This window comes from Streptomyces sp. NPDC102402 (assembly GCF_044765765.1).
Taxonomy (GTDB): Bacteria; Actinomycetota; Actinomycetes; order Streptomycetales; family Streptomycetaceae; genus Streptomyces.
The window spans coordinates 1-22836 of the sequence record NZ_JBIWKR010000019.1 but is presented as its reverse complement, the minus strand read 5'-3'; the positions used below and the strand labels follow the sequence as shown (position 1 = coordinate 22836).

The 22836-nt window shown below is 68.7% G+C and carries 22 protein-coding genes and 1 pseudogene; 11 read left to right on the top strand and 12 right to left on the bottom strand.

The window, feature by feature from the left end; genetic code table 11:
- Positions 1-676: 676 nt before the first annotated feature.
- The 4 genes from ACIRJR_RS33230 to ACIRJR_RS33215 form a co-directional block, all read right to left on the bottom strand.
- Positions 677-1075: a glyoxalase gene (locus ACIRJR_RS33230; RefSeq protein ID WP_403787708.1), complete on the bottom strand. Its 399-nt coding sequence runs from the start codon at positions 1073-1075 to the stop codon at positions 677-679.
- 204 nt (positions 1076-1279) lie between these two features.
- Entirely contained in the window at positions 1280-1468 is a 189-nt protein-coding gene (locus ACIRJR_RS33225) for a hypothetical protein (protein WP_078080060.1), read from the bottom strand.
- A gap of 464 nt (positions 1469-1932) precedes the next feature.
- Positions 1933-2766, bottom strand: coding sequence for a PIG-L family deacetylase (locus ACIRJR_RS33220; protein ID WP_403787705.1), 834 nt, complete (start codon positions 2764-2766; stop codon positions 1933-1935).
- A 269-nt stretch (positions 2767-3035) separates the two neighbouring features.
- Positions 3036-3851, bottom strand: coding sequence for a maleylpyruvate isomerase family mycothiol-dependent enzyme (locus tag ACIRJR_RS33215; protein WP_403787703.1), 816 nt, complete (start codon positions 3849-3851; stop codon positions 3036-3038).
- A 792-nt stretch (positions 3852-4643) separates the two neighbouring features.
- Here ACIRJR_RS33215 and ACIRJR_RS33210 point away from each other — a divergent pair.
- Both ACIRJR_RS33210 and ACIRJR_RS33205 read left to right on the top strand, forming a co-directional pair.
- On the top strand, positions 4644-5012 hold the full coding sequence (locus tag ACIRJR_RS33210) for a VOC family protein (protein ID WP_403787864.1): 369 nt from the start codon (positions 4644-4646) through the stop codon (positions 5010-5012).
- A 307-nt stretch (positions 5013-5319) separates the two neighbouring features.
- Positions 5320-6141, top strand: coding sequence for a MerR family transcriptional regulator (locus ACIRJR_RS33205; RefSeq protein ID WP_403787700.1), 822 nt, complete (start codon positions 5320-5322; stop codon positions 6139-6141).
- Between the two features lie 514 nt (positions 6142-6655).
- Here ACIRJR_RS33205 and ACIRJR_RS33200 read toward each other — a convergent pair.
- On the bottom strand, positions 6656-7510 hold the full coding sequence (locus tag ACIRJR_RS33200) for an ISAs1 family transposase (RefSeq protein WP_403787697.1): 855 nt from the start codon (positions 7508-7510) through the stop codon (positions 6656-6658).
- A 627-nt stretch (positions 7511-8137) separates the two neighbouring features.
- Positions 8138-8518, bottom strand: coding sequence for a MerR family transcriptional regulator (locus ACIRJR_RS33195; protein WP_403787694.1), 381 nt, complete (start codon positions 8516-8518; stop codon positions 8138-8140).
- A gap of 49 nt (positions 8519-8567) precedes the next feature.
- On the opposite strand from ACIRJR_RS33195, the gene ACIRJR_RS33190 reads away from it, so the two are divergent.
- The 3 genes from ACIRJR_RS33190 (at position 8568) to ACIRJR_RS33180 (ending at position 12507) form a co-directional block, all read left to right on the top strand.
- Positions 8568-9761 (top strand): MFS transporter, encoded by a 1194-nt coding sequence (locus tag ACIRJR_RS33190; RefSeq protein WP_403787691.1) that lies wholly within the window; start codon positions 8568-8570, stop codon positions 9759-9761.
- Between the two features lie 1243 nt (positions 9762-11004).
- A complete protein-coding gene (locus tag ACIRJR_RS33185; protein WP_403787688.1) occupies positions 11005-11916 on the top strand; it encodes a dihydrolipoamide S-succinyltransferase in 912 nt (303 codons plus the stop codon).
- A 3-nt stretch (positions 11917-11919) separates the two neighbouring features.
- Positions 11920-12507, top strand: coding sequence for a hypothetical protein (locus ACIRJR_RS33180; RefSeq protein ID WP_403787685.1), 588 nt, complete (start codon positions 11920-11922; stop codon positions 12505-12507).
- Positions 12508-12613: 106 nt separating this feature from the next.
- Here ACIRJR_RS33180 and ACIRJR_RS33175 read toward each other — a convergent pair whose 3' ends face one another.
- Positions 12614-13873: an RNA polymerase sigma factor gene (locus ACIRJR_RS33175; RefSeq protein WP_403787682.1), complete on the bottom strand. Its 1260-nt coding sequence runs from the start codon at positions 13871-13873 to the stop codon at positions 12614-12616.
- Positions 13870-14232, bottom strand: coding sequence for a YciI family protein (locus ACIRJR_RS33170; RefSeq protein WP_403787679.1), 363 nt, complete (start codon positions 14230-14232; stop codon positions 13870-13872). The genes ACIRJR_RS33175 and ACIRJR_RS33170 overlap by 4 nt, the downstream gene beginning before the upstream one ends.
- Positions 14233-14694: 462 nt before the next feature.
- Between ACIRJR_RS33170 and ACIRJR_RS33165 the strand changes: the two genes are divergently transcribed.
- The gene (locus ACIRJR_RS33165; RefSeq protein WP_403787676.1) at positions 14695-14979 is read left to right on the top strand and encodes an IS3 family transposase; all 285 of its coding nucleotides are present in this window, start codon (positions 14695-14697) and stop codon (positions 14977-14979) included.
- Between the two features lie 52 nt (positions 14980-15031).
- Here ACIRJR_RS33165 and ACIRJR_RS33160 read toward each other — a convergent pair whose 3' ends face one another.
- On the bottom strand, positions 15032-15466 hold the full coding sequence (locus ACIRJR_RS33160; RefSeq protein ID WP_403787673.1) for a hypothetical protein: 435 nt from the start codon (positions 15464-15466) through the stop codon (positions 15032-15034).
- Between the two features lie 75 nt (positions 15467-15541).
- Positions 15542-15757: pseudogene (locus ACIRJR_RS33155) on the bottom strand (transposase); the annotation flags it as partial.
- 50 nt (positions 15758-15807) lie between these two features.
- Here ACIRJR_RS33155 and ACIRJR_RS33150 point away from each other — a divergent pair.
- Positions 15808-16170, top strand: coding sequence for an NACHT domain-containing protein (locus tag ACIRJR_RS33150; RefSeq protein ID WP_403787670.1), 363 nt, complete (start codon positions 15808-15810; stop codon positions 16168-16170).
- Positions 16171-16355: 185 nt separating this feature from the next.
- Entirely contained in the window at positions 16356-16820 is a 465-nt protein-coding gene (locus tag ACIRJR_RS33145) for a hypothetical protein (RefSeq protein ID WP_403787871.1), read from the top strand.
- Here ACIRJR_RS33145 and ACIRJR_RS33140 read toward each other — a convergent pair.
- Positions 16744-17052: a transposase gene (locus ACIRJR_RS33140; RefSeq protein ID WP_403787861.1), complete on the bottom strand. Its 309-nt coding sequence runs from the start codon at positions 17050-17052 to the stop codon at positions 16744-16746. The genes ACIRJR_RS33145 and ACIRJR_RS33140 overlap by 77 nt on opposite strands.
- Before the next feature lie 781 nt (positions 17053-17833).
- Positions 17834-20134, bottom strand: a complete 2301-nt coding sequence (locus ACIRJR_RS33135) for a glycoside hydrolase family 9 protein (RefSeq protein WP_403787667.1) — start codon at positions 20132-20134, stop codon at positions 17834-17836.
- A gap of 456 nt (positions 20135-20590) precedes the next feature.
- On the opposite strand from ACIRJR_RS33135, the gene ACIRJR_RS33130 reads away from it, so the two are divergent.
- The 3 genes from ACIRJR_RS33130 to ACIRJR_RS33120 are packed head-to-tail and all read left to right on the top strand — an operon-like array spanning position 20591 to position 22257.
- Positions 20591-21445 carry a hypothetical protein gene (locus ACIRJR_RS33130; protein ID WP_403787664.1) on the top strand — a complete coding sequence of 285 codons (855 nt, stop codon included), beginning with the start codon at positions 20591-20593 and terminating at the stop codon, positions 21443-21445.
- Positions 21442-21732: a hypothetical protein gene (locus tag ACIRJR_RS33125; RefSeq protein WP_403787661.1), complete on the top strand. Its 291-nt coding sequence runs from the start codon at positions 21442-21444 to the stop codon at positions 21730-21732. Before ACIRJR_RS33130 ends, ACIRJR_RS33125 begins: the two co-directional genes overlap by 4 nt.
- A gap of 45 nt (positions 21733-21777) precedes the next feature.
- Positions 21778-22257 (top strand): hypothetical protein, encoded by a 480-nt coding sequence (locus tag ACIRJR_RS33120; RefSeq protein ID WP_403787658.1) that lies wholly within the window; start codon positions 21778-21780, stop codon positions 22255-22257.
- Positions 22258-22836 lie beyond the last annotated feature (579 nt).

Genomic DNA, 22836 nt, shown 5'->3' with positions numbered 1-22836 from the left:
AGGGGGAACTTGCACCCTAATAAAACCAGCATAGCGGTTTCTTGGTGTCGGTCACCTCTGGAGCGTCTCGGAGCGCTTGAAATACCTGGACAGGCGCAGCGCAGACCTGTGGGTCGCTGATCAGCTGACGTGAGGTGTGGGGCGCGAGGGAGGGGTGTGGAGCGCCCAGCGACTCGAAAACAGCGACTGGGTACTTTTTTTGGTGCGGCCCCCGGCCGGGGGTCGGCGGTGACTGGCGGCCCTGTCGAGTTCCGCCCCGTGAACGCGACGGACATGAGCGAAGCTCACGACTCATCAAGTGGCCTACCTGAAAGGGCATTCAGTCCGATCGACCCGACCGGGGTGGCGCTCGCGCAGCTGCGCCGCATCAGCCCGAGGTACGGCTGCGGGAGCGGCGCATCCCCCTCCCCGCGGCTCGACCGCACGCATCCTCCCGCCCCGCGTGCCCACGCGGAACACGGGACAGCGCGTCCGCAGCACCGCCGTGATCGGTGACCAGCTCGAGGCCGCCCTCGTTCATGCCGACCGCCACCCAGCCGGCCCGCGCCCCGCAGTGGAGGTCCCGTTCGATCCGCCGCCACGATCAGGTCGGCGATCCGGAGGACGGTTCTCCAGGACGTGCCGTATCCGCCGCTGTCAGGCTCGTGGCCCCTCCTCAGCAGGTGTGGCGGATGGGTCAGGCCGTACGCGTCGGCTCGAGGAACTCCAGGCGGTTGCCGAGCTTGTCGAACGCGTAGAAGCGGTCGTGCCCGGGGAAGTTGTCATCCCAGACCACCTCGTGACCGTGGCTCTCCAGCCGCTCGGCCAGCCCGGCGAGGGAGCGTACGAGGATTCCCGGGTGGGCCTTGGCCGCGGCCCGGAAGTCCTTCTCCACGCCGAGGTGGACCTCCAGGCCGCCGCCGCGGAACCAGCAGCCGCCCCGGCCCGCCAGTACCGGCGGTTTCTGGAGCTCGGCCATGCCCAGCACCTCGCCCCAGAAAGCGCGGCAGAGGTCCTCGGCGCCCGGCGGGATGGCCAGCTGGACGTGGTGCAGGCCGCCGAACTCGTACGCGGTGGCGGTGTTCTCGGTGTTCACGTCGTCCTCTCTCCTCTTCGGTCTCTGTGGTGCTCGTCGACGCTCCGCGCCCCAGTACGCCGGGGTGCTGCGGTGGCGCCGGGGCGCACCGTTCGGGCGTGCCGCAGTACGGCGCAGGTGGCCATGGCCTCGGCCCGGCGGCCATGTTGCCGCGTACCGCGAAGGAGCCCACCCGGCCGCGCACCGAACCACGCGCTCGCTCCATCAGCGTTTCTGTGCTCGGTACTGCTTGAGAAGTGCGGTGAGCTTCGCGGGTTCGGCTGCACCGTTCAACTCCGCCAGAAGTCCGTCAGGACAGAGCTCGTAGTGGTCACCCCACCACCGCCGCCCCTTGTTGTCCCAAATGCGATATCCGCCAGGTACACCCCTGGCTACGTACCGTCGCCTGCTCATATCGCTCACCCCACATGACAGCCTCCCCACACTAGGCTGACGGAGCCTCACTCCGACGTGGGTTGTCGAGATACTCCGATCGAGGTACTCCGACACGCACCGAGGAAGGGCTCCACCAGAGGGTCGGGCGAGCCCAGGCCATCGGCGCCGACGGCGTCCCAGGCCAGCACCCGAGGGACGTCGACGCGGGCGACGCCCTCGCCGACGACACCCCTGACAGGCTTGCGGGCCGGCGGATGGGGCGGACGCGCGGTCCTGGCCCCTTCCCACCGGGACCCTGCCGCCGCCCCAGAGCCGGAGAGCCTCGCGGTACGGCTGTGGTGCGGGCTCCCAGCTCCCTTGAGGCGCACCGGCTCCGCGCGGCCTGAACCTTCAGGTGTGTGAGACACCCGACCGGGCCGCGCGGCTGCCGTTCGTCCTGGTGCTGTTCCCGGTGCCGGTCGGGACCCGGTCGGGCGGTCGGCTCAGCGCAGGCCGGCGAAGAGATCGTTCTCGGGTACGGTCGCACCGGTGGCGTCCTGCACCCGCACGAAGGTCTCCACGCCCATCAGCTCGCCGAACCTCTCCTTGCCCATCTTGAGGAAGAAGATGTTCTCGCCCTGACTGGCGTGCGCGGCCAGTGCGTCGAACTTCTGTCCGCTGAATCCGGTGGTGTCCACCCACGTGGTGATCTCGTCGTCGGGGAGGCCGATCTCTGCAAGTGCGGCGGTCTCGGCGGGATCCGGCTCCGGCATGTCCTCATGGAACTCGCGCATGATCTCGCCGAACCGCTCCATCGCCGAGCGGGGCATCGTCGTCCAGTACACCTTCGGTGTCAGCTCGGACAACTCCACCGCTGCCATCGTGATGCGGTGCGCCTGGATGTGATCGGGGTGGCCGTAGAAGCCGTTCTCGTCGTACGTGACGACCACATCGGGCCGGTAGTGCCGCATGAGCTCCGCCAGCCGGGCGGCGCCTTCCTCCACGGGGGTCCGCCAGAACGAGCCAGGGGCGTCGTTGCTGGGCCACCCCACCATCCCGGAGTCGGCGTAGTCCAGCATCTCCAGATCGCCGATCTTCAGGGCTTCGCAGCTCACCTGGAGTTCTTGACGGCGCATCTGGGCGACGGCTGCCGGATCGTGCCCGGGATCGCCCGGCTTGACGCCCCCCGGTCCGTCACCGCAACCGCCGTCGGTACACGTCACGAGAACCGTGCGGATGCCCTCGGCCGCGTACCGCGCGAGGACCCCTCCGGTGCTGGTGGCCTCGTCGTCGGGGTGGGCGTGCACTGCCATCAGCGTCAAGGGCCGGTCAGTCATGAAGAGGTTCTCCTGTGGAAGTACGTCTGGCGGGTGCGCGGTGCGCGGTGGGTGTCCCGCGATGTGAAGGCCGGACGACCGCCCGTGCGGCGCCGGCCCCTCGCTTCATGCAACAGTGCCGACCGGACCCGCTGTTCCCGTCGCGGCCGCTCGGCCGTACCGGACCGGCGAGGAATCACGGACCCGGTACGGGCGCAGACGCGCCCGGATGGTCTCGGCGGCCACGCAGGTACCGGTACCCACACCGCGCAAACCATGCGATTCCGGTCTCACGGCGCCGTGAAGTACGCGGGGAAGCGCGGACCGATCCACGGCTTGCGGCCCCAGGCGTAGACGTGGCCGCGTGTGATCGCGCCGGCCGCTGTACGGCGGCCGAGGGCCATCAGCAGGAACGTCGCCGGCTCGATGGAGAGGGTGCAGTCCGGTCGGTCCGGCAACTGGCGACCCACCGTGACCGCACCGTCGTCGAACGTCACACCGAAGCGGTCGCCGCCCCACAACCGGACCGCGTAGCAGGCGGTCAGACCCGCCGTGGACTTCGCGTCGGTCACCCGGGGCATGACCTCGGTCATGAACGGCAGGGCCAGGCCCGCCCTTGCCGCATCGACCATGTGCGGACGCTTCAGGGCGCGGGCCAGGTCGTAGCCGTGACCCAGCATGTGCGTCAGGAGGTACGAGCCGAGTACGGCGCGGCTCATCGGACCGAGCGGCGTCACCAGCGTCTCCCCGGCGGGATGCTCCGCTGCCGCGTCCAGGTACGCGCCCGCCTGCGCCACGATCATCGCCGCCAAGGGCTCCGCGCCGCGCTCCCCGAACGCGGCGAGGGCCCGGTCGTTGGCCTCGGCCAGGCTCTGGGGAGTGCCGTCGCCGTAGCCGCGGGGGCGCCCGGCAGCGATGTCGGCCATCAGCGCGTTGGCCTGAGCCAGGTGCGCCGCCGCCTCGCCCACCGTCCACCGCGACCGCGGGACGGATCCTGCGGTGCCCGGGGCGCCGCGCAGCAGCTCCGCTATGTCCTGGGCCGTCGCGCGTATCGCGTCGGCCAGCCCCTCGGGCAGCGTGCCGCCCCGTACGTCCCGTCCTGCCACCGGCTCCACTCCTGTGCCCTTCTCCGGCCCGTCCTCCTCGCCGGGCTGTTCCCCGGCCCGGACCGCCCGGCAGGGGCGGCTTGTCCCCGTCGGACCACGGGCGCGCCTCTTGAGCCCCGCGGGCCACACAGCCGGTCAGGTGCCCGACCCTAGTCGCTCGGCTGCTCGACCCGGCCGGGGAGGCAGCGTGAACACCACGCGCCCCACAGCGATCGGTTGAACAGACGACCGAAGGCCGGCCGGCCGCCCGGGGCCCTCCGGTGGTACAGGCAGCCGATCCGGTTCCGGCTGACCTCCTCGCACGGATCCACTGCCCCGCTCCTGCCGGCACTCGTCATGAGCGGGGCACTCCGGCCGCCCATGGCTCGCGCCCGTGCTGGTCCCGCCCGCTGTCGCGGGCCATATGGAGCAGGAGGAGCTCAGGCACCATCTCGGGAGGTGCCGAACCGCGCAGCGCATTGGCTCCGACGCTCATCCTGCACGGCTCAGGCATCAGCGTGGACGCTCACTCACCGTGTGAAGAGCAGAACCAACTGTGAGGCCGACTTCTCCGGCCGAAGTCTGATCCGTCGTTGCCCCGGCTCACTCGGCGAGCTCAGCGAGATTCCGCCATCTCGAAGCGGCTGGTGAGCGGGGGTGCCGTGACCTCGCTTCGTGATACTCGTGCTCGTGCTCGTGCTTGTCGCGGGCGGCAGTCTGCGCGGTGGATCGTTTGGCGGGGTGGTTCTGCCGATGAGCTCACCGTTTTCGAACGGTCTGTCCAGCGACACGACCGTTCTCAAGAGGAGTGCCATGTCCACCATCCAGCCAGTGATCGTGACTGCCGACCCGGATGTTCTGCTCGGCTTCTACACGAAACTGTTCGGCGCTGAGGAGATCTTCCGGGTACCGGCGGAAGGCCCGGCCTTCTATCTCGGCTTGCGTATCGGCGACACCGACCTCGGGCTGGTGGCCAGGAAGACCCCGGGGGCCGGGGCGGCGTCACGGATTCTGCTCAGCATCGGTGTCGACGACGTCGACGAGACGCTCGGCCGGGTGGAGGCGCTGGGCGGCTCGGTCAGCGGCGGTTCCAACGACATGCCGTGGGGACAGCGCGTCGCCCACATCAAGGACCCCGACGGCAACCCGGTGAACCTCACTCAGCCGACCCCGGCCCACTGACGCGGTTCCGGGGGCATGCGCTGATCATGGACTACCTCGGTAGTGATCAATTGTCGGTAGTGGCCCCGCTGTTCGTCAGGACGAGGAGCGCACGAAACAGGGAGGGTGCGCGGGCGGGGAGCTTGGTGAGCGCCCGCCAATTCTCAGGTGGACAGAGCCACATCCGACGGGGACGCGTCCGGTGGCCAGACCCCGGTTGGACGGGGACTCCATGGAGCTACGCCGAACCCCGCGTTCTCGCTGTCCCCCGGCCGCCAAGTAGCTTCTTGACCCTCACACCGTGTGAGGCGGTCAACTCGGAGACATCATGTTCACCATCGGAGACTTCGCCAGGCACGGCCGCGTCTCGGTCCGGATGCTGCGTCACTACGACGCGACCGGTCTGATGCTCCCGGCCCACGTCGATCCTGCCAGCGGCTACCGCTACTACACCGCTGCGCAACTCGCCCGCCTCAACCGGATCATCGCGCTCAAGGACCTCGGATTCACCCTCCAGGAGGTCCGGGACATCGTGGACGAGAAGGTCGGCACCGAGGAAATGCGCGGCATGCTGCGGTTGCGGCGAGCAGAACTGGAGACCGCCGTGGCTGCCGCAGGAGCGCGGCTCGTCCAGGTCGAAGCGAGGCTCCGAGCGATCGAGAGTGAGGGGCACATGCCCACGAACGACGTCGTCATCAAGAGCATCCCCACGGTTCGCGTGGCGGAATTGACAGCGACCGCCGCGAGTTTCGCGCCCGAGGACATCGGACCGGTCATCGGACCGCTCTACGACGAACTGTCCCGGCGCCTGGGCTCGGCGGGCATCACCCCCACCGGCCCCGGTGTCGCCTACTACGAGGACGCCCCGGAGGGCGACGGAAGGATCAGCGTCCACGCCGCCGTCCAGGTCTCCGCACCTCTCCAGGACGGCGCCTTCCGCATCCTCGACCTGCCATCCCTCGACCACGCTGCGACCATCGTGCACCGCGGTTCGATGGACACCGTCCTCCCCACCGCCCAAGCCCTGGACCGCTGGATCGATGCCAATGGCTACCGGTCGAACGGTTACCCCCGCGAGGTCGCCCTGGAGTGCCCCGAGAACCGTGACGACTGGGTGACGGAACTGCAGGCGCCGGTGAGCCCGGCCTGATCGAGCGCGCCCGAACCTGACCGGTGATCACGTTCGGGCGGCGGGAGACCGCAACGGTCTCCCGCCGCCCGACTTCGATCCTGAAAGTTTCTTGCAGCAGGCCAGGGCGGCGGCGAGGCCGAGAAGGGACGAGGAAATGCGAGCCGGTCCGCTCGTATCGGACGGTGAGGCGGCGGTAGCTGAACAACCAAGCGATTGACCGCCCCGATCTACTGCGTTTCCCGCCGCGATCGACCGGATCCGGCTCGGCCAGGATGCCTCCTTTTCGCCCGGACAGAAGCCGCGTCAACGATCGCCGAGGTCCTAGTCGACCTCGCCCTGGCGCCGAGTTGGTCTGCCCGGTCGTACATGCCGGAGGGCAAGGGCAAGATCGTCGCGGTGTGCCGACGAGGCGACCGCGAACGGGCTGACCGGCAGCGAGCGCGAGGAGCCGGCCGCGTAGCGGCGGGAGAACCGCCGTCCGCGTGAGGGGCACCAGGGCCTCGGCAAAGTGGTGCTTCGTCCGGATCGGTGATCATGCGATTCCGAGGAGAGCGAGGGGCCGGTGGGGGCTTCTCGCGTTGTGTCGCAGGTCGGCGGCGATGTTGGTGGTGCCAGCGAGGCGGAGTGCGCCGATGGCGAGGTTGCGCCAGGTGGCCATCGCGCGGGGTGCATTGCCGGTCCGTAGCTGGGAGGCGTCCTCGGTGAAGGTGGTGTCCCGGACGTGGTGCAGCGATTCGACTGACCGGTGTCCGCGGATCAGGGTCGCCAGTCGGGCGGGCGTTGCCCGCTCTGCAGTCAGGCTGGTGACCGCGTAGACGGTGTGCAGGGTGGCCTTCCCGGTCTTGCGGTGCACGCGGTGGCGTTTGAGTTGGATGGCCTGTTGGGCGCCGGGGAACAGGAGGTTGTTCACGGTGCAGACCTTGATGGGTCTGATCTCGCTGCGGCCGTGACCGGTGGCGCGGGTGCGGTCCTGCAGCGGGATCTGCTTCCAGGGAAGGGCTGCGAGCTGCTTGCGGAGCTTCTTCTGGTTCCCCTTGGCGATCACGATGTAGTGCGCCGAGCGTCCGGTCAGGTAGGCGGCGTGCTCGTGCTGGGTATGGAGTGCGTCGCTGGTGACCACTGCATCCGTGAGGTCGCCGATGGTGTCCAGGAGCGGTTGGAAGCAGGTGATCTCGTTCGTCTTCTCGCCGACGTCGAGCTGGGTCAGGACCAGGCCGCTGGTGTGGTCGAGCGCGGCAAGGAGGTGGATCTTGCGCCCTCCTGCGCGGGTGGCTCCGCGCAGGCTCTTGCCGTCGACGCGGGAGAGTACCCGGCGCAGGGTTGCCTCTCCGGGCACCGGGTGGTGCCCGGTCAGCACGTCGTGCGGGGCGCCGAGGGCGGTCCGCACTGTCTGCGGCGCGTCGGCAGCCCCATTCGCTGATCGCCAGGAGCGAGGTCGCTCCGGTCAGCACGGCCGCGGCGGCCAGCGCCAGGACGTAGACGAGAGCGTGCCGTAATCCCGCGAGCGGCTCGCGGATCGGGGACCTCGGCCAGACGTTCCAGCAGGCCAGGATGCTCGGCCGGCTGCAGAGGAGGCTGACCACGGAACTGGTCAAGGAAGGGAGGGATCAGGGAGGATGCAGGTGCAGGCACGGTCTTCCGCAGGTGTCATGGGAACTCGACACTCACATGATCATGGAATTCGGTGCCTGCGTCGGTTCTGTCCACCCTGACACGGCTGGCGGGCAGCGGGGGACGTTCGGAACTTGCGACGTCCCGAGAGGATCTGCGCGTGTTCAACTTCGGGATCGAGAGCTACCGGCCGCAGCGGATCGGGCCGCGACGCTGTCATGGCTGGCGGTTGCAGGGCTATGAAGCTCAACTGCCCGTGGTGGTCGAGGACGCCCAGCGCCTTCACCGGACCGCGTGCTTGAGTAGCCTGGGCGTTGGCCGGCGGCATTCTGCATGAGGCGGGGGGCCGACAATCTGAGCACCTCGAAGCCTCCATCCGCTGTGCGCACGGTGGTTGAGCGGCTCAAGCGACCGTTGCCTTTTGGTTGACCCGGTTGGTGCGGAGGCGTCGCAGGTGCTGCTGGACGGCGTTCCGGCTGAAACTCAGGCATTTGACCTGGCTGTCGAGGCGGGCAAATTCGGCGTCGAACAGTGCGACCAGGTCGTCTCCGTCGTCTGCTTCGTCCCCGTCCACCTGGTTTTCCTGGAGCAGCGGCAGGATCAGTCTGGTCGGAAGCCCTGATCTGACCAGGCTGCTCACCAGCGTTGCCTGTTCGACGTCCGCCTCCTGATAGTGCCGGTAGCCGCTCGGTGCGCGCTCCGGCTTCAACAGCCCCCGCTCCTCGTAGTACCGCAGCATCCGGATCGGAATCCGGGTGCGCTTGGACAGCTCGCCGATCCGCATGAACCGCTCCTTGACTCTCACATGAATGTGAGACTTTACGGTACCGACCATGAGTACTCAACCCACCGAAATTGCTGCGGAAGCGCCGCCCAGGCTGCCCTGGGGAGCACTGCTCCTTCTCTCGGGCGCGGCCTTCGCCACTGTCACCACCGAACTGCTGCCCGCGAGCATGCTGCTGCAGCTCAGCGACGGCCTGGACATCACACCCGCGACCGCCGGCGGGCTGGTCGGCGCATGGGCACTGACGATCGCCGTAGTCAGCGTCCCGCTGACCCGGCTGACCGCACGGGTACCGCGCCGACGGCTCTTCACCCTCATTCTGCTGCTGCTCGCCCTCGCGACCACCGGCACCGCACTCGCCCCCTCGTACGGGTGGGCGCTCACCAGCCGTATCACCGCCGCTGCCGCGCACGGCCTCTTCTGGTCGCTGCTCGTGCCAACGGTGGCCACACTCGTCCCGCCGGCGCGGACCGGCCGGGCCGTCTCGGTCGTGCTGGCCGGTCCCGCGATGGCCAGCATCGTCGGCATTCCGCTCGGCGCTACCGTCGGCGTCTCGCTCGGGTGGCGGGTCTCCTTCGGCGCATTGGCGGCGCTGCTCGCGCTGGCGGCCCTGGGTATCCGTTCCCTGCCGCTTTCAGACGCACACGAGCCAGCCGTGCGGCAGGAAGGCCGAGACCCGGCACTGTGGACCGTACTCGGCGTCGCGCTAGCCGGAGGGCTCGTCATCACCGGCCACTTCCTGCTCTACACGTACATCGCACCGCTGCTCAAACAGTTCGGCGGTTACGACAACGCCACCAGCGGCATACTGCTGTTCGTCTTCGGAGCGGCCGGGGTGGTCGGCACCATCGGGGCCGGATCACTCTCCGACCGGTTCCCGCGGCAGGCGCTCAGCTGGGTCAGCGCCGCCTTCGCCGGCAGCACCGCCTCACTGCTCCTACTCGATCTCCATCTCTCCGTGGCAGTCGTGGTGATCGCAGGCTGGGGCGTACTCATCGGGTTGCTGCCACCGGTCTTCCAGATGCGCCTGCTACGGATCGCCTCCCCCGGTCGGGAGGCCGCCTCCGGGGCGATCGGCATCACCGTACTCAACCTCGGTATCGCCACCGGGGCGACGCTCGGCGGGGCAGTACTCGACAACTGGCAGGCCGGAGCCCTACCCGCCGTCGCCGCTGCGATCATCGCCGCAGCCACCTTCGGACTGGTGGTCAACGGACTCCGAGGCAGGGCCCGTCACCAGTGAGACTTCCGGAACTGAGCCCACCGACGTTGTCCGAGAAGGTGACGACCGCGGAAGCGCAGGTGCACAGGATCGCTCCGCCGCAGAAGCATGGAGGAGGCGGCTGTAACGGCCGCCATACCAGCGAGAGCGTCCGTGCGGCGGGGACGGGTTTCGCAGGCACCGGCGGTGACTGGCGGAACGCGTCGATCGTATCGGTGACCGTCAGGGCGTGCGGGGTGTCGGCCTTCGCCGCGTCACGGGCGGTGCCGCCCATGCTGTGGCTTCCGGAGCATCCCCATCCAGCCCCGGAAGCCACAGCCCCCAGAACGACTGCGGTGAGTACCCGAGAAACATCGCCGCCGACCTGCGACGCAACGCGAGAAGCCCCACCGGCCCCGAGCTCTCCTCGGGATCGCATGATCACCAATCCGGACGAAGCGCCACTGTGCCGAGGCCCTGCCGCCTGGCCCAGCCGGGCCGGCGCACGCACCGCGATCTCCGGCTGCATCAAAGGCTGGTACAACTTGCACCGACTGCACAGAAGCCTCGGCTCCTCAGCCTCTCCGGGTGCAAGACGCATGCGAAGCCTGACCACGAAACCCAGGTGTTCGTCAAAGCGGAACGCGCTCATTCCCTCACAACTCGTGTTGCTCATTGCATGATGTATGGGGATTTCGCATTCAGCGGTAGAGTGTGCGTCATGTCGATGGGTACCGAGGCATTGCTGCGTGTGACGGTTGCGGCGATCGCGCATCATATGGGTGAGCAGCAGGCTGATCTTGCTGAGGCTCTTGGGCTGACGCAGGGACAGGTCAGTCGTAGGCAGCACGGCAGGGCGGCGTGGACGCTTCAGGACTGTGATCGCCTTGCTGCTCACTGGGGTATTGATGTGCTTGACCTTTTGGCTGGTCCGACTTGCGCGCTTCAGAGGCTGCCTGCCGCTCGTTCCGCGGCGGGTGATGCCCAGTTGCCCCTGTCGGCCGGTTCTCCACCATCCGCGGTTTCTCCGCCCCCTGGTAGCGGCCCTGTTCCGGACCACGTGACTGAGCCTGTGCGAGGCGGTGCGTCCGGTCCTGCTTCGGACCGTGTGACCGGGCCTGTCGCGGATCGGGGTGCCGCACCTGCTTCGGACCGCGCCGGAGAGTCCGTTCCGGTTGGGGGATCTGTGGAAAGTCCCCCCAAGAGGGAAGAGGCTTCTCGGGGTAGTTCTGTTCCGAGGCGTGCTGCCCCTGCGGGTCCGCTCGCCGGCCAGGTCCGTGACCGTGTGGTGGAAGAACTTGCCGTGCACGGGGGGGATCTGGAGGCTGCTCGGGTGGCTCTCGTGAGGCGTGCGGTTCCGGACGTCATGGCACTTTTTGCGGCTTCTCGGGTCGGCGGTCGTTATGAGCACTCGGAGTTTCCTCCCACGGCGAGCATTCTGAAGAAGGCCTCTCAGAAGGGCGCGGACCAGATCTGGGAGGGGCGACCTAAATGGCGTTCGGAGGAACTTTTCCAGGCGGCTCGTCAGGGGCACCTCACTCTTGAGGTGACGGCTCTTGACATGAATGCGGCCTATCTTTCCGCTTTGAAGGCGTGGTTGCCGATCGGAAAGCTTGTTCATTCCGAGGGTGATTACCACGATCCGAAACGGTCCGGCGTTCACCGGGTGACACCTGCCGTGTGGAAGGAACCTGACCTTCCTTCACCTCTTGGCGCGCGGAAGGAGCCGGGGGATCTGTGGATCACTGAGCCCACGCTCCGTCTCCTCCTGCGTTGCGCGAAGCTCGGTCTCTGTGATGCTCCGGTCATTCATGAGTCGTGGACGTCCGGGGCGTCGGAAGGTCTTCTGGAGAAGTTGCGTCGCGCACTCGCGGAAATCCGCAAGGAAGCCATGGAACAAGACGACGAACTCACTACCGAGTACGTGAAAGCCATGTATTCTAAGTTCGTGTCAACCATCGGTGAAAGCAGCGCCAACCGGGATATCCGACGCCCTGACTGGATGCATATCATTCGTTCTCAGGCTTTCGCGAATCTGTGGATGAAGGCCCATAAGGCGCATACAGCCGGCTTGACTGTGGTTCAGATGTCCGGTACCGACGAGTTGCACGTCGCCGGGACCTGGCAGGAGGTCTTTTCTGAGGGCCGAGAGCTGAACCAGGTCAAGGCGAAGTCTCTCTACACACTCGGGAATTAGCACATGGCCGGAGCGACAGATCTGTGGGGCCAGTGGGCCAAGCACGGTGCCCAGGGCATGAGTGGAGCCCGAGCTCTTGCTGTCGAGCTCGACCGGATCGCAGCGGCGGGTGGGATCGCGTCGCCGGTGACCACGCGTCGGGGTCTCTCTGCGCGCCTGCGTTACCTCTCCAGCCCTGCCGGCCGTGCGGCGCTGGGTGCGCATGGCGTCAGTGCTCGTTTGTTGCGTTCCTGGGAGAGGGGGGCTCGTCCGAGTCGACGGAAGCTGGAGGCCGTTGATCGTGCTTATCAGGAGCGTCGCCGGGACAACCTGGTCCGGTCCGGCGCGCTGGAGCGGCTTTTGGACAATGAGGGGCGTGGCCGGCGCATCGAGGTGTATCCCGTTGATCAGACGGGAGTTCCGGAGCAGTATCGTCGGCCGAATCTGAGTGATCGTTCGGTACAGGCTCGTTATGTGTGGGGTGACATGGTGGATGCCTGGGCGAGAGGTGATTTTGTGTTGCTGGATGAGATCTGGGATGACATCATCAGCGATCTTGATTCGGATTATGCGGCTTACGCATATGTGGCTTCTGTTGGTGTGGGTGCGTAGAGCCCGTAAAATGATCTTGTTGCACAAAGTGCGCAGGCGGGCACAGCCGAACGTGCACAGCGGTGGTACACGAATCACGAATCCCTCGGGGCTTCGAATTTGTTGATCAGTCCTGTCCTGGGGCGAGCCGGACCGCGCGAGACATGAGGTGGCGTCGCTCCGGTGTGCTGCTGGTACGTCGGGCCGCCTCGCGGTAGGCATGGCCCGCTGCGGCGTGGTCGCCGAGTTGCTCCAGGAGATGGGCGCGAACTGCGAGCAGTCGATAGTGGTGTGCGGTGCGCCGGTCGGAGTCCAGCGTCGTCAGCAGGTCGAGCCCGGCGGCGGGGCCGTCCACCATCGCGACGGCCACCGCCCGGTTCAGGGTGACCACCGGGTTCGGCGCGAGGTGCTCCAGCAGGCCGTACAGGGCGAGGATCTGCGGCCAGTCGGTGGCGTCGACGTGCTCGGCCTCGTCGTGGACGGCGGCGATCGCCGCCTGCAACTGGTACGAGCCGACCTGTCCCCTGGGCAGAGTCCGGCTGATCAGGTCCACGCCCTCCGTGACCCGTCGATGGTCCCAGCGGGTGCGGTCCTGTTCGGCCAGCGGCACCAAGGCGCCGTCGGGTCCGGTGCGGGCTGCGCGGCGCGCGTCGGTGAGCAGCATCAGGGACAGCAACCCGGCCGTCTCGGCGTGGTCGGGCAACAGGCGGTACAGCAGCCGGGTGAGCCGGATCGCCTCGGTCGAGAGGGCCGGCGCGGTCAGGTCGGCGCCATCGGTTGCGGTATAGCCCTCGTTGAAGATCAGGTACAGCACATGGAGTACCGCCTCCAGCCGGTCGGCATGGTCGGCGTCCGCCCGGGGCAGGGCCAGCGGCGTCGCGGATTTCTTCCTGACGGTCTGTTTGGCGCGACTGATGCGCTGGGCCATGGTGGCCTCCGGCACCAGGAAGGCGGCAGCGATCTGTGCGGTGGTCAGTCCCCCGACGGCGCGCAGGGTCAGGGCAATCTGGCTGGGCTCCGGCAGTGCCGGGTGGCAGCACAGGAACAGCAGCACCAGGGAGTCATCCCGGTCCGAGTCCGCCTCGGCGTCCGCGGCGCGGCTCAGCAACTCGGCCTGGGGCGTGGCGAGAGCGATGCGATCCTCGCGCCGGCGCCGCGCCTGCTCGCTGCGCACCTGGTCCACCAGCCGGCGGGAGGCGACGGTGACCAGCCATCCCCGGGGGTTGTCCGGCACTCCCTCGGCGGGCCATTGGAGGGCGGCGGCCAGCAGCGCCTCCTGGACGGCGTCCTCGCAGGTGTCGAAGACGCCGTAGCGGCGGACGAGCGCGCCGAGGGCCTGCGGCGCGAGCTCGCGCAACAGGTCCTCGACGCCGTGTGTCTCGTTCACAGGTCCGTCGCGGCGTCGTGCAGGACCGGCCAGAGCTCGACCGGATCGGTGTCCGCGAAGGGCATGTCGGCGGCGATCTCCTGCGCGCGCTCCAAGGACGCGCAGTCCAGCATGTAGAAGCTGGCGAGGTACTCCTTGGTCTCCAGGTACGGCCCGTCGGTGACCGCCGGGGAGCCGTCCTTGCGGCGCACCAGCTGCGCGTTGGCCGCGTCCGCCAGACCGTAGGCGCCGAGCAGTTCACCGCTGTCGCGGTACTTCTTGTTGAACGCGTCCTGCCTGGCGATCGCCTCGGGCCAGGCGTCGGCCGGGAAGGACTCCCACTTGGCCTGGTTCCCGTAGATCATCGCGACGTACTTCATCAGCTGTCCCCTTGTGTCCCACGCACCCCTTCGGCACGCTTTCACCCCTCAGTCGGAACCAGGTACGCCTCCTCGACATTCGGCACAGAGAAAGATCCTCGGTTTTCCTCCGGGCCACCCGGCGCGCTGACCCGCCCGAATGATCAACTTACCCGGCACCCTCCGCCCAGGGGCAGCCACCCACACTGGCGCACATTCGCGCGTACCGTCTTTGCAGAGTGACCCGTACGCCGGCACGCGTCCGACCGGCTCTGTCTGCAGGGCTTCCTGTACGTGCTCCACAACGGCATGCCCTGGCAACTCCCGCCCCCGGAAGCAGGCCGAGACCGACGCGGGCGAGCGCACCGGGCTGACCAGCAGTGAGCGCGAGGAGCTGGCCGCCTTGCGGCGGGAGAACCGCCGGCTGCGTGAGGATGTCGACGTCCTCAAGCGAGCCACAGCTTCTTTCGCGCAGGAGACCCGGTGACGGTGCACCCGTCCATCGAGGCGAAGAAGCGCGCAGGTCACAGCGTCAAACGGGTGTGTGAGCTGACGAAGGTCTCCCGGACCGCCTGCTACGCCCTTCGCTCCGGCCTGTTCGGTCCTTGTGCGGTGCGGGATGCCGAGCTGACCGAGCAGATCACCGAGATCCATGCGCGATCGCGCGGGACCTACGGGGCCCCGCGCGTGCATGCCGTGCTCAAGCGCGAGGGCGCAGGGTGCGGCCGCCGACGCGTCGCATCACCGATGCGGGCCGCCGGGCTGTAAGAGGCCCTAACAAAGGCTTTGCGTGGATCGAGGACTGATCAACCAGGCGGCTTCAGTGACCGATGTCGCATGCTTCGTAGCTCTTCAGCCCGACCGTAAGCAGGGGCGGCACGAGTGTGTGCATGTACCAGCTCAGGTCGGTGAACTCGACCGAGTCAGGTAGACGCCGCCGGTTGATGGTCGGGATGAAGCTGCAGGTCATGCGGCCAGGGAAGAACAGGAGCTGACCGCCTGTGCTCGCCTTCCCGTGGTAGATGCAGACGGCCACGTGGTGGTTCGCGTGCTCGGGTGCGTCAAGGATGGCCAAGACATCATGCGTGTGGTCGCGGGTCGTGGTCCGCCAGTCGTATAGGTCGTCGTCGTCGTTCACCATGAACGAGAGCGGATCCTCCAGCGCCCAACCTGTGGCGGCCAACGCCCTGATGCTGGCGCGGACCGTGAGCTCGTGGGCGAAGGTGAAATCGATGTCTGCGGTCCTGGACGACACTGATGGCTCCCTGTGAAGGTTCGGCGGCACCGCATCGTTGCCGAGGATGTGCCGAACTGTCGATCGAATTGCAGATCAAGGCCCCTGGCAGAGGCGTTGGACGTGGCGGTAGGTGATGAGGCAGGTGGCGAGGCCGAGGAAGGCTTCGTGAATGTCGTCGCGTCTTTCCCAGCGGACGCGTAGGCGCCGGAAGCCGTGGAACCAGGCGGTGGTGCGTTCGACGACCCAGCGGTCGACGCCAAGGCCGGGGCCGTGCGGGACGCCGCGGCGGGCGATCACCGGTTTGATCCCCTGGGCCCAGACGAGACGGCGGTACCGCCCGCCAATGCCTGGCAGTCGATTTGGCCCACCTTCACGGCTGTCTGCCCTTCGTCCTGCCGTTACGCACCTTGGTACGCAACGGCAGGCTGCCCGGACCGGACGAGTATCTGGCCGCGGTCGGCTGCCCACTGCACGGCGCGCAGCCACCCGGCTGGGCGGATCGAGCGCCGGCTGATGGGCGGGCTTTTCTACTCGTCGACGGCCTGGACGAGATCCCCCAAGCCAAGCGGGCGCAAGCCCGGCAATGGCTGCGTGAGCTGCTCGCCGCCTACCCGCAGGTCGCCTGTCTGGTGACCACCCGGCCTTCTGCAGTCCCTGAGGGGTGGCTGGCGGAGTACGAGTTCACTGAGTGCGTTGTGGCAAAGGGAGTCCCTGTTCGATGAGCAGGGGCTTCTTCGCGTGCGGGGCATGGTCGCGGAGGGGTAGGGGCCGGCAGCGGGCGGCTTGTTGTTGATCGAGGAGGTTGTGATGCCGTCGGTGCTGGGGTTGATGGAACGGCGTGAGGCGTGGGCGAGGCAGGAGCTGGAGTCCTGGACGGAGGTCCTGGAGCAGGCTCAGGTGGAGGTGGATGCCGCGGGAGCGGGTCGAGCGGGCCCGGGTGGGGCGGGAAGAACTCGTGTCGGTGCTGGCCGAGGAGAGCGCGGTGACTACGCCGGTTTCTGTGCCCTCAAGTGGTGAGGTGGCTGCCGCTGGGGGGTCGAACGGTTCAGGCCCGGTGCATGGCGGGCGGCCGCCGGTGTGGCGGCCGGGCATGGGTGAGGAGGTGCTCAGCGGTGTATACCGGGAGGTGTTCGCCGCGGTGGTGGCCGCTTCGGGGCCGGTGGACGGGGTGGAGCTGGCACGTGCGGTGGGCCGGGAAGCGGAGATCAAAAACGAGGTGGAGAAGATCCGTCACCGTGCCTATGTGCTGGAGAAGCGGGGCTGGCTGGTGCGGGCGGAGCACGGACGGTTCATGCCTACGCCGGAAGCAGTCGCTCGGGACGCTTCTCCGGCCAGCGCGGAGCGTCTGCGGCCAGGCGTCGGGACAGCCTGATGGTGGCCGTCCGCCACATCATCTGGGCATGGTGGTCGGGGCGGCGTTCGTGATCGCGGTTGAGGCGGCGTGAGCGGGAGAGCCAGCTCAGCGTGCGCTCCACCACCCACCTGCGGGCCATTACGACGAATCCGCGTTGCCCGTCACAGCGCCGCACGACCTCGACGCGGACACCGTGTCGGGCGAACGCCTTCGACAGCGCCGGACCCTGGTAGGCGCTGTCGACCCACACCAACAGCAGAAGTGGTCAACTCGTCCGACAACGGGCCTCCTTGCTCGTGACCGGCCTCAACAACCACGTCAGTACCAGGGGGCCCGTTTCTCTATGCCCACGACCGCATCGGCATCTCTGTCCGAATAATCACCCGCCCCGCGGGCTTCGAACGAGATCCGGTTTGCCACAACGCACTGACTGCGGCCATTACCCCGGGACGGCCACAGCAATCTCCTCGATGCCTCGGCGGCGGCCGACCTCCTTCCCTCACGGCGCGCCAGGAGACTGACCCAGGGGTCAAGGCTCCACTTTCTCGATCCAGACGGACAGCTGAGGGAGCGGTAGCCATGAGGGAGAGAGCAGCGGGCCCCGCTTGGCGCCTCAGGCTCCCGGTCAAGCCACCGTCGGCTGACCCACGCATTCGTGCAGGGCGAAGGAAATGTTGTACGCGTACAACATCCGCGGCCATGGTCTCGACACGAGAAACGATGTTGTACGCGTACATCACTCTGTCTGCCGACCGTGTGGCGGGTCCACCTGCGTGACGGTAACCGGGGGACCGTCACACAGATCACCGACGGGACCGGGCCGACGGCGACGCGCGCTGTGCTCGGGAGGTCGGCGCGAGGCTCGCCGCGCGGGCGACGCGGCCAGACTTCTCCCGGAGGCACGCTACGCGACCTGGGAGCGGAGCCCGTTAACGGGCGGGGATTACGCGGGCTCGGTGCACCGCATGCCCGACCGCGATCGTGCAGGGCGGAGGCCGACGGAACGGCTTAGCCCCGCACGATTCAGGTCGTCAGGAGCAGCTGACGCCGTTCAGGGTGAACCCGGTGGGCGCGGAACCGGGTGCCCCCGATCCCTGGAAGCCGAAGGAGGCCGAACCGCCGGGCGGCACCTTCCCGTTGTGACCGGCGTCGGTGGCGGTCACGACAGCTCCGGACTGGGTGGCGGTGGCGTTCCAGGCGCCGGCCACCTTCTCGGACCCGCTGAAGGTCCAGTTGAGGCGCCAGCCGTCCACAGCTGTGTTGCCGGTGTTCTTGACGGTCACATCGGCGGTGAACCCGCTGCCCCACGACGAGCCGACCTTGTAGGTCACCGAGCAGCCGGCACCGGCGGACGGAGTCGAAGTCGGCGTAGGTGCCGGAGTGGGGGGCGGGGTCGGCGTGGGAGTCGGGCTCGGGGAGGGGGACTCACCGGGATCGCCGTCAGGCAGCTCACCCCACTGCTGTGACGTTCCGTCCAGCAGCACCAGCCTCGGCGCGTCCACCGGGGTGGAGCCCGGTGTCGTCGGCAGGCCCGCGTACGACCAGTCGTTCGACGGGTCCCAGGCGCCCGAGGAGGCGACCCGGAACTGCACCTCCTTGCGGTAGGCCGACTGCCCGGCCGGGGCGATCACGGTGTTCGAGCAGTCCACACTGATGTAGTGGACGTCCCCCTCGTACTGCTTGGCGCCGGAGGCCGTGCCGCACTGGTTGTAGTTGGTGGTCACCGTGATGTCCGCTGGCGAGACCCCAGGCTCCAAGGTGAAGTAGTAGCGCAGCGAGGCCTTGGCCAGCGGCTTGGCCGGCCAGGCTGACTTGTTGACCAGGTACGCCTTGATCTCGGTGAAGTTCGCCCCGGACGCGTTCACCGACGCCTGGGCCAGCACCTCGGGCCCGTCCGGTGTCTCGGCCCGGGGGAACGAGGCGAGCGGGGCACCGCCGTACTCGGCGTACAGCCGGGCGAGGGCACCGGTAAAGGCGGCGTTGTAGTCGGTGGCGACCTCGTTGTTGACGTAGTTCTGCCGGTCGTCGGTGTAGGAGTCGTCCGCCGCGCCCGGCCCGCCGACGAGTGCGCCGTACAGGACGTGGCGGGTCTCGACGGGGTTGGTCATCTGGTCGGTCCACGACCCGTGGGCGGTCCGGTGGTGCGGCTTGGTGGGCGGGGTGGCGCCGAAGCCGACGACATAGCTGGCCTTGCGCGGGTTGTCCCCGAGGGCGTAGTTGATCTGGCGTACCGCGAAGTCGTGGTAGCGGGCCTTGCGGGTCGCGTCACCGGAGAGCCAATCGCTGTAGGAGAGCGCGGCGAAGGCCGTGTTCGCCGCGTACCGCAGCGATCCCCAGGAATCCAGCACGGCCTGGCCGCCGGGGGAGTACGCCACCTTTGCGCCGTTCACCCCGGTCGTCCACCAGTCGAGCCAACGGTTGGAGTCGTCGATGTACCTCTGCTTCCCAGTGAGCTTGGCGAGCATCACGTACGAGCCGTACGAGGTGTCGTCCCAAGAGAGCGTCCACCGGTATGAGCGGGTGGAGGACTGCGGCTCCGTCGACAGGCCGTCGTAGTACGTCTCGGCCTTGGCCAGGTAGGAGGCGTCACCGGTGGCCTTGTGGAGCCAGATCGCGCCCCACACCAGCTCGTCCTGGTAGCCGCTCCAGGAGTTGTAGTAAGACTTCGCGTCTGTGATGCAGTCGCTGTACTTGCCGCGATAGGTGTCGGCGAACGAGTAGAGCTGCTTCGCGTGGGTGAGGAGCTTCGCCGCGTACGCCGGGTCGTCGTCGGCGAAGAGCATCGAGGAGGACGCCATCGCGGCGGCTGTCTGCCCGGCGAGGTCGGTGCCGGGGCAGGAAGCGTCAATCTTGTACGCGGGCCGGGCCATGGACATCACTTCGGCGGGGCCCCACCACTTGTGGTCGTCGCCGCCGTTACCGACCTGCCCGTAGAGCACGTTGGCGGAGGGGTGGGCCTTGACGAAGTAGTCGTTGACGAAGCGCAGGTTGTCCTTCAGGCGAGCCAGCTGCCCGGACGCGGCGTAGGCGTCCCTCTGCTCGATACCGCCCCAGGCCAGCACCGTGGCGCTGTAGGCCATCGGCAGGCCGAACTTCACATGGTCGCCGGCGTCGTACCAGCCGCCGGTCAGATCGAGCCCGACGTCCTTGCCGTCGTCCATGCCGGAGTCGCCACGCCAGGAGACACGGTTGTCCTCGGGAAGTTTGCCCGAGCGCTGGGCCTCGTAGAAGAAGAGCGACTTCTGCAGGGCCTCGCCGTAGGCGAATGCCGGGGCTGCCTGGGCCGGGGTGACGGCCAGGGGCATGAGTCCGCCGGCGAGCAGCGCGCCCACGCCGGCGAGGGTAACCCCCAGGCGGGAGCGGCCGGTGGTGCTCGGCGGAGAGTGGCGGGATATCGATCTGTGGAACGCGCGGGGGAGGGAGGGCAGTCGCAACGGATCGTCCTTCGGTGCGGCGGGCGGCGTGTGGTGCCCGTGGTCGTACCGGCCCGGCGGATGACATGCCGGATCGGGCCGACGGGGCGGTGGTGCGGCTCGTGCGGAAGTGCGGCGTGCGAGGCTGAACGGGCAGATGTGCGGCTCGTGCGACGGGGCCGGTTTGGGGTGACACCGGCCCACGCGGAAGCGTCGGCAGCCCGGAGTGACGTCCGGTGCGAGGGGCGTGGGAGCGCTTCCACGGACGTGCTCATAAAGCCAGTGCGGGCTCGCCCTGTCAACGGGGTGCGCAGGGAGAGAGTGAAATTGGGAGGCAGGGCTCCCCTCGACCGGTGCCGGGACGCGGGCCTGGGCGTGCACGAGAAACGCGACGACCACGAGGTCCTGCTCGGGTACGCGGTCGCGCTGCCCGGCGACCGCGCCGACCGGGGAACCCGCCCGGTCTGGTTTTCCGGCAGCAAGCTCGCCTACGATCTCTCCCTGCCCCGGATCCGCGAGCGTTTCGACCTCCCCGCGGGCACGGTCGACTGGACCACCGCCGAGACCCTCATCCGTGAAGCCGCCACCCTCCTGGGCGCCGCCGGACGGCTAGAGGGGGCGGGTGACGTCGCCGCCCTCGGCGACCTGTTGGCCGTCGCCGCCACACACTCACCGGCCCTGGTCCGCGACCACCTCACCGCCGCAGCAGCCGTGTTCGAGCAGACCGCCCGGGCCCCCGGCGCCCGCACCCTGGAAGGCCGCGCCCGCGCCGGCTGGCGGTCTCCGCCCGCGCCCTGCAACAAGCCCCCCGCACCGCACACGCAGGCGGAGGCGCGCCGGTCGTCCTGCAACTGCTGCTGGCGCTCGTCGAGGCGGTCGAGGCCTCCCGCCGGTGGCACGAGGCGGCCGAGCACCGCGCGCAGGCACGCGCGGCCGCCGCCGACGCCGCCGTGCTGCTGCGCGAGGCGGCCACCGTGCCGGCGCACCGACCACCAGCAACCCCGCACGACACCCCGCACGACGACCAGGTCCACGGTCGAGACGACAGCCAACACGGCGGCCAAGACGGCGGCCAGGACCACGGCCAGGGCGACGTCGAAGCCGGTGGGCCGTGGCCCCGCTCCTTCCCCGCCCCTTCCCCGCCCCCTTCCCGGATGTCCCCGCGTTCCCGCCCGGACCGGTCGGCCCCGCCCCGCAACCGCTGACTCGAAAGGCACCCCCGCCTCATGACCACCCCCACCCCCACCGCCGGCGAGCCGTTCTCCGAAGCTCTCGCCGAAGTCGCCCAGACCACCGCGATGTCTATCCGCCCCCTCCTCACCATCGCCGACGCCGTGCGCCGCGCCGCCCAGAAACACCACAAGGGAAAGGAGGACCAGCTGGGGGAGGAGGCCGGGAAGCTCGCACCGGGCTGGTCCGCCGAGCAACTCCGCGACGTCGTCCCCGGCCCCGCCCTCATGAACCTGATGAAGGACACCGACTGGCAGGTGACGGCCCGCCAGCTCGCCTCCCTCTAGCAAGCCGGCGTCGACCTCACCACCTTCCTCCCGCAACTCGGCCGGATGGCCACCGGCGTCCACCAGGCCGTCATGGACAACGTCACCCGCACCCGTAACCAGGGCACCGAGAAGTGGGCGGACCTGCTGCGCACGACGATCCCGGAGGGCCTGGTCCGCGACGCGATCCTCGCCTCCCCGGCCTGGCCCGACATCGCCACCACCATGGGCCACCTGCACGACCAGGGTGTCGATGTCGCCCGGATCCTCACCGACGCCCACGCCGCGGGCCTCGGCGTCGACCAGGCCGTCGCCGCCACCACCACCGCACCGCCGGGCCGCCGCCGCACCGGCCGCCGCACCGGCAGGCGGGGCTGCGCCGTCGTTGTCCCGGATGGCCGCACCAGCTGCCGCAGCGCCTGGTGTTCCCCGTGCTGCTCCGGGCATCGGCACCACCCCACCCGCCTCCGCCCTGGTGAGGGAGCTGGCCGGTCCGTGGAGTCCGGCCGACACGGATTCCAGGGCCTTGTGGGGTTCGCTGACTGAGGGCTTGCCGCTCCGGGAGGTCCTGCACCTGGATGACCGGGAGACGGCGATGGGCCAGCTCGGTGTCCGCCTCTCGGAGAACGCCCGACTGGTGTCTCTGGTGAAGGAGGCGATCGGATCGGACCGGGAGGCCGGCCTCCTCGTCAACACCCGGGCTTGGCCCCTGTTCGCTTGCTGTATGGCTGGCACTGCCCGCGTCCGGATGGCGATGCGGGCTTGCGTGCCTGGTTGAATGTCCTGACCGGCAGTCTTGTCTGGAGGCAGGGGCGCGTCTCCGAGGTCAGCGGCCGCTTGGTCGCTGCGACGCTCGCCGCCCTGGCCTCCCCGCCCGCCGACGGCACCTCCGTGATCGGCCCTTGCGTCTTCCCGACCGCAGCCCGTGCCCGCTTTACGACCACGACCACGGTGCCGAAGTGGGGAGCGGCTCCGGCCGAGCCGGCCCTGCCCACACCGCCAGCAGCCGCACCCACCCGACGACAGCGACACGCCCGGTAACCGCCCGCCGCGCCTGGTCATGATCCACGCTGCGCGACTGTGGTTTCCGTGAACTGGGAGGGGCGGCGGCATCAGTTCTGACCG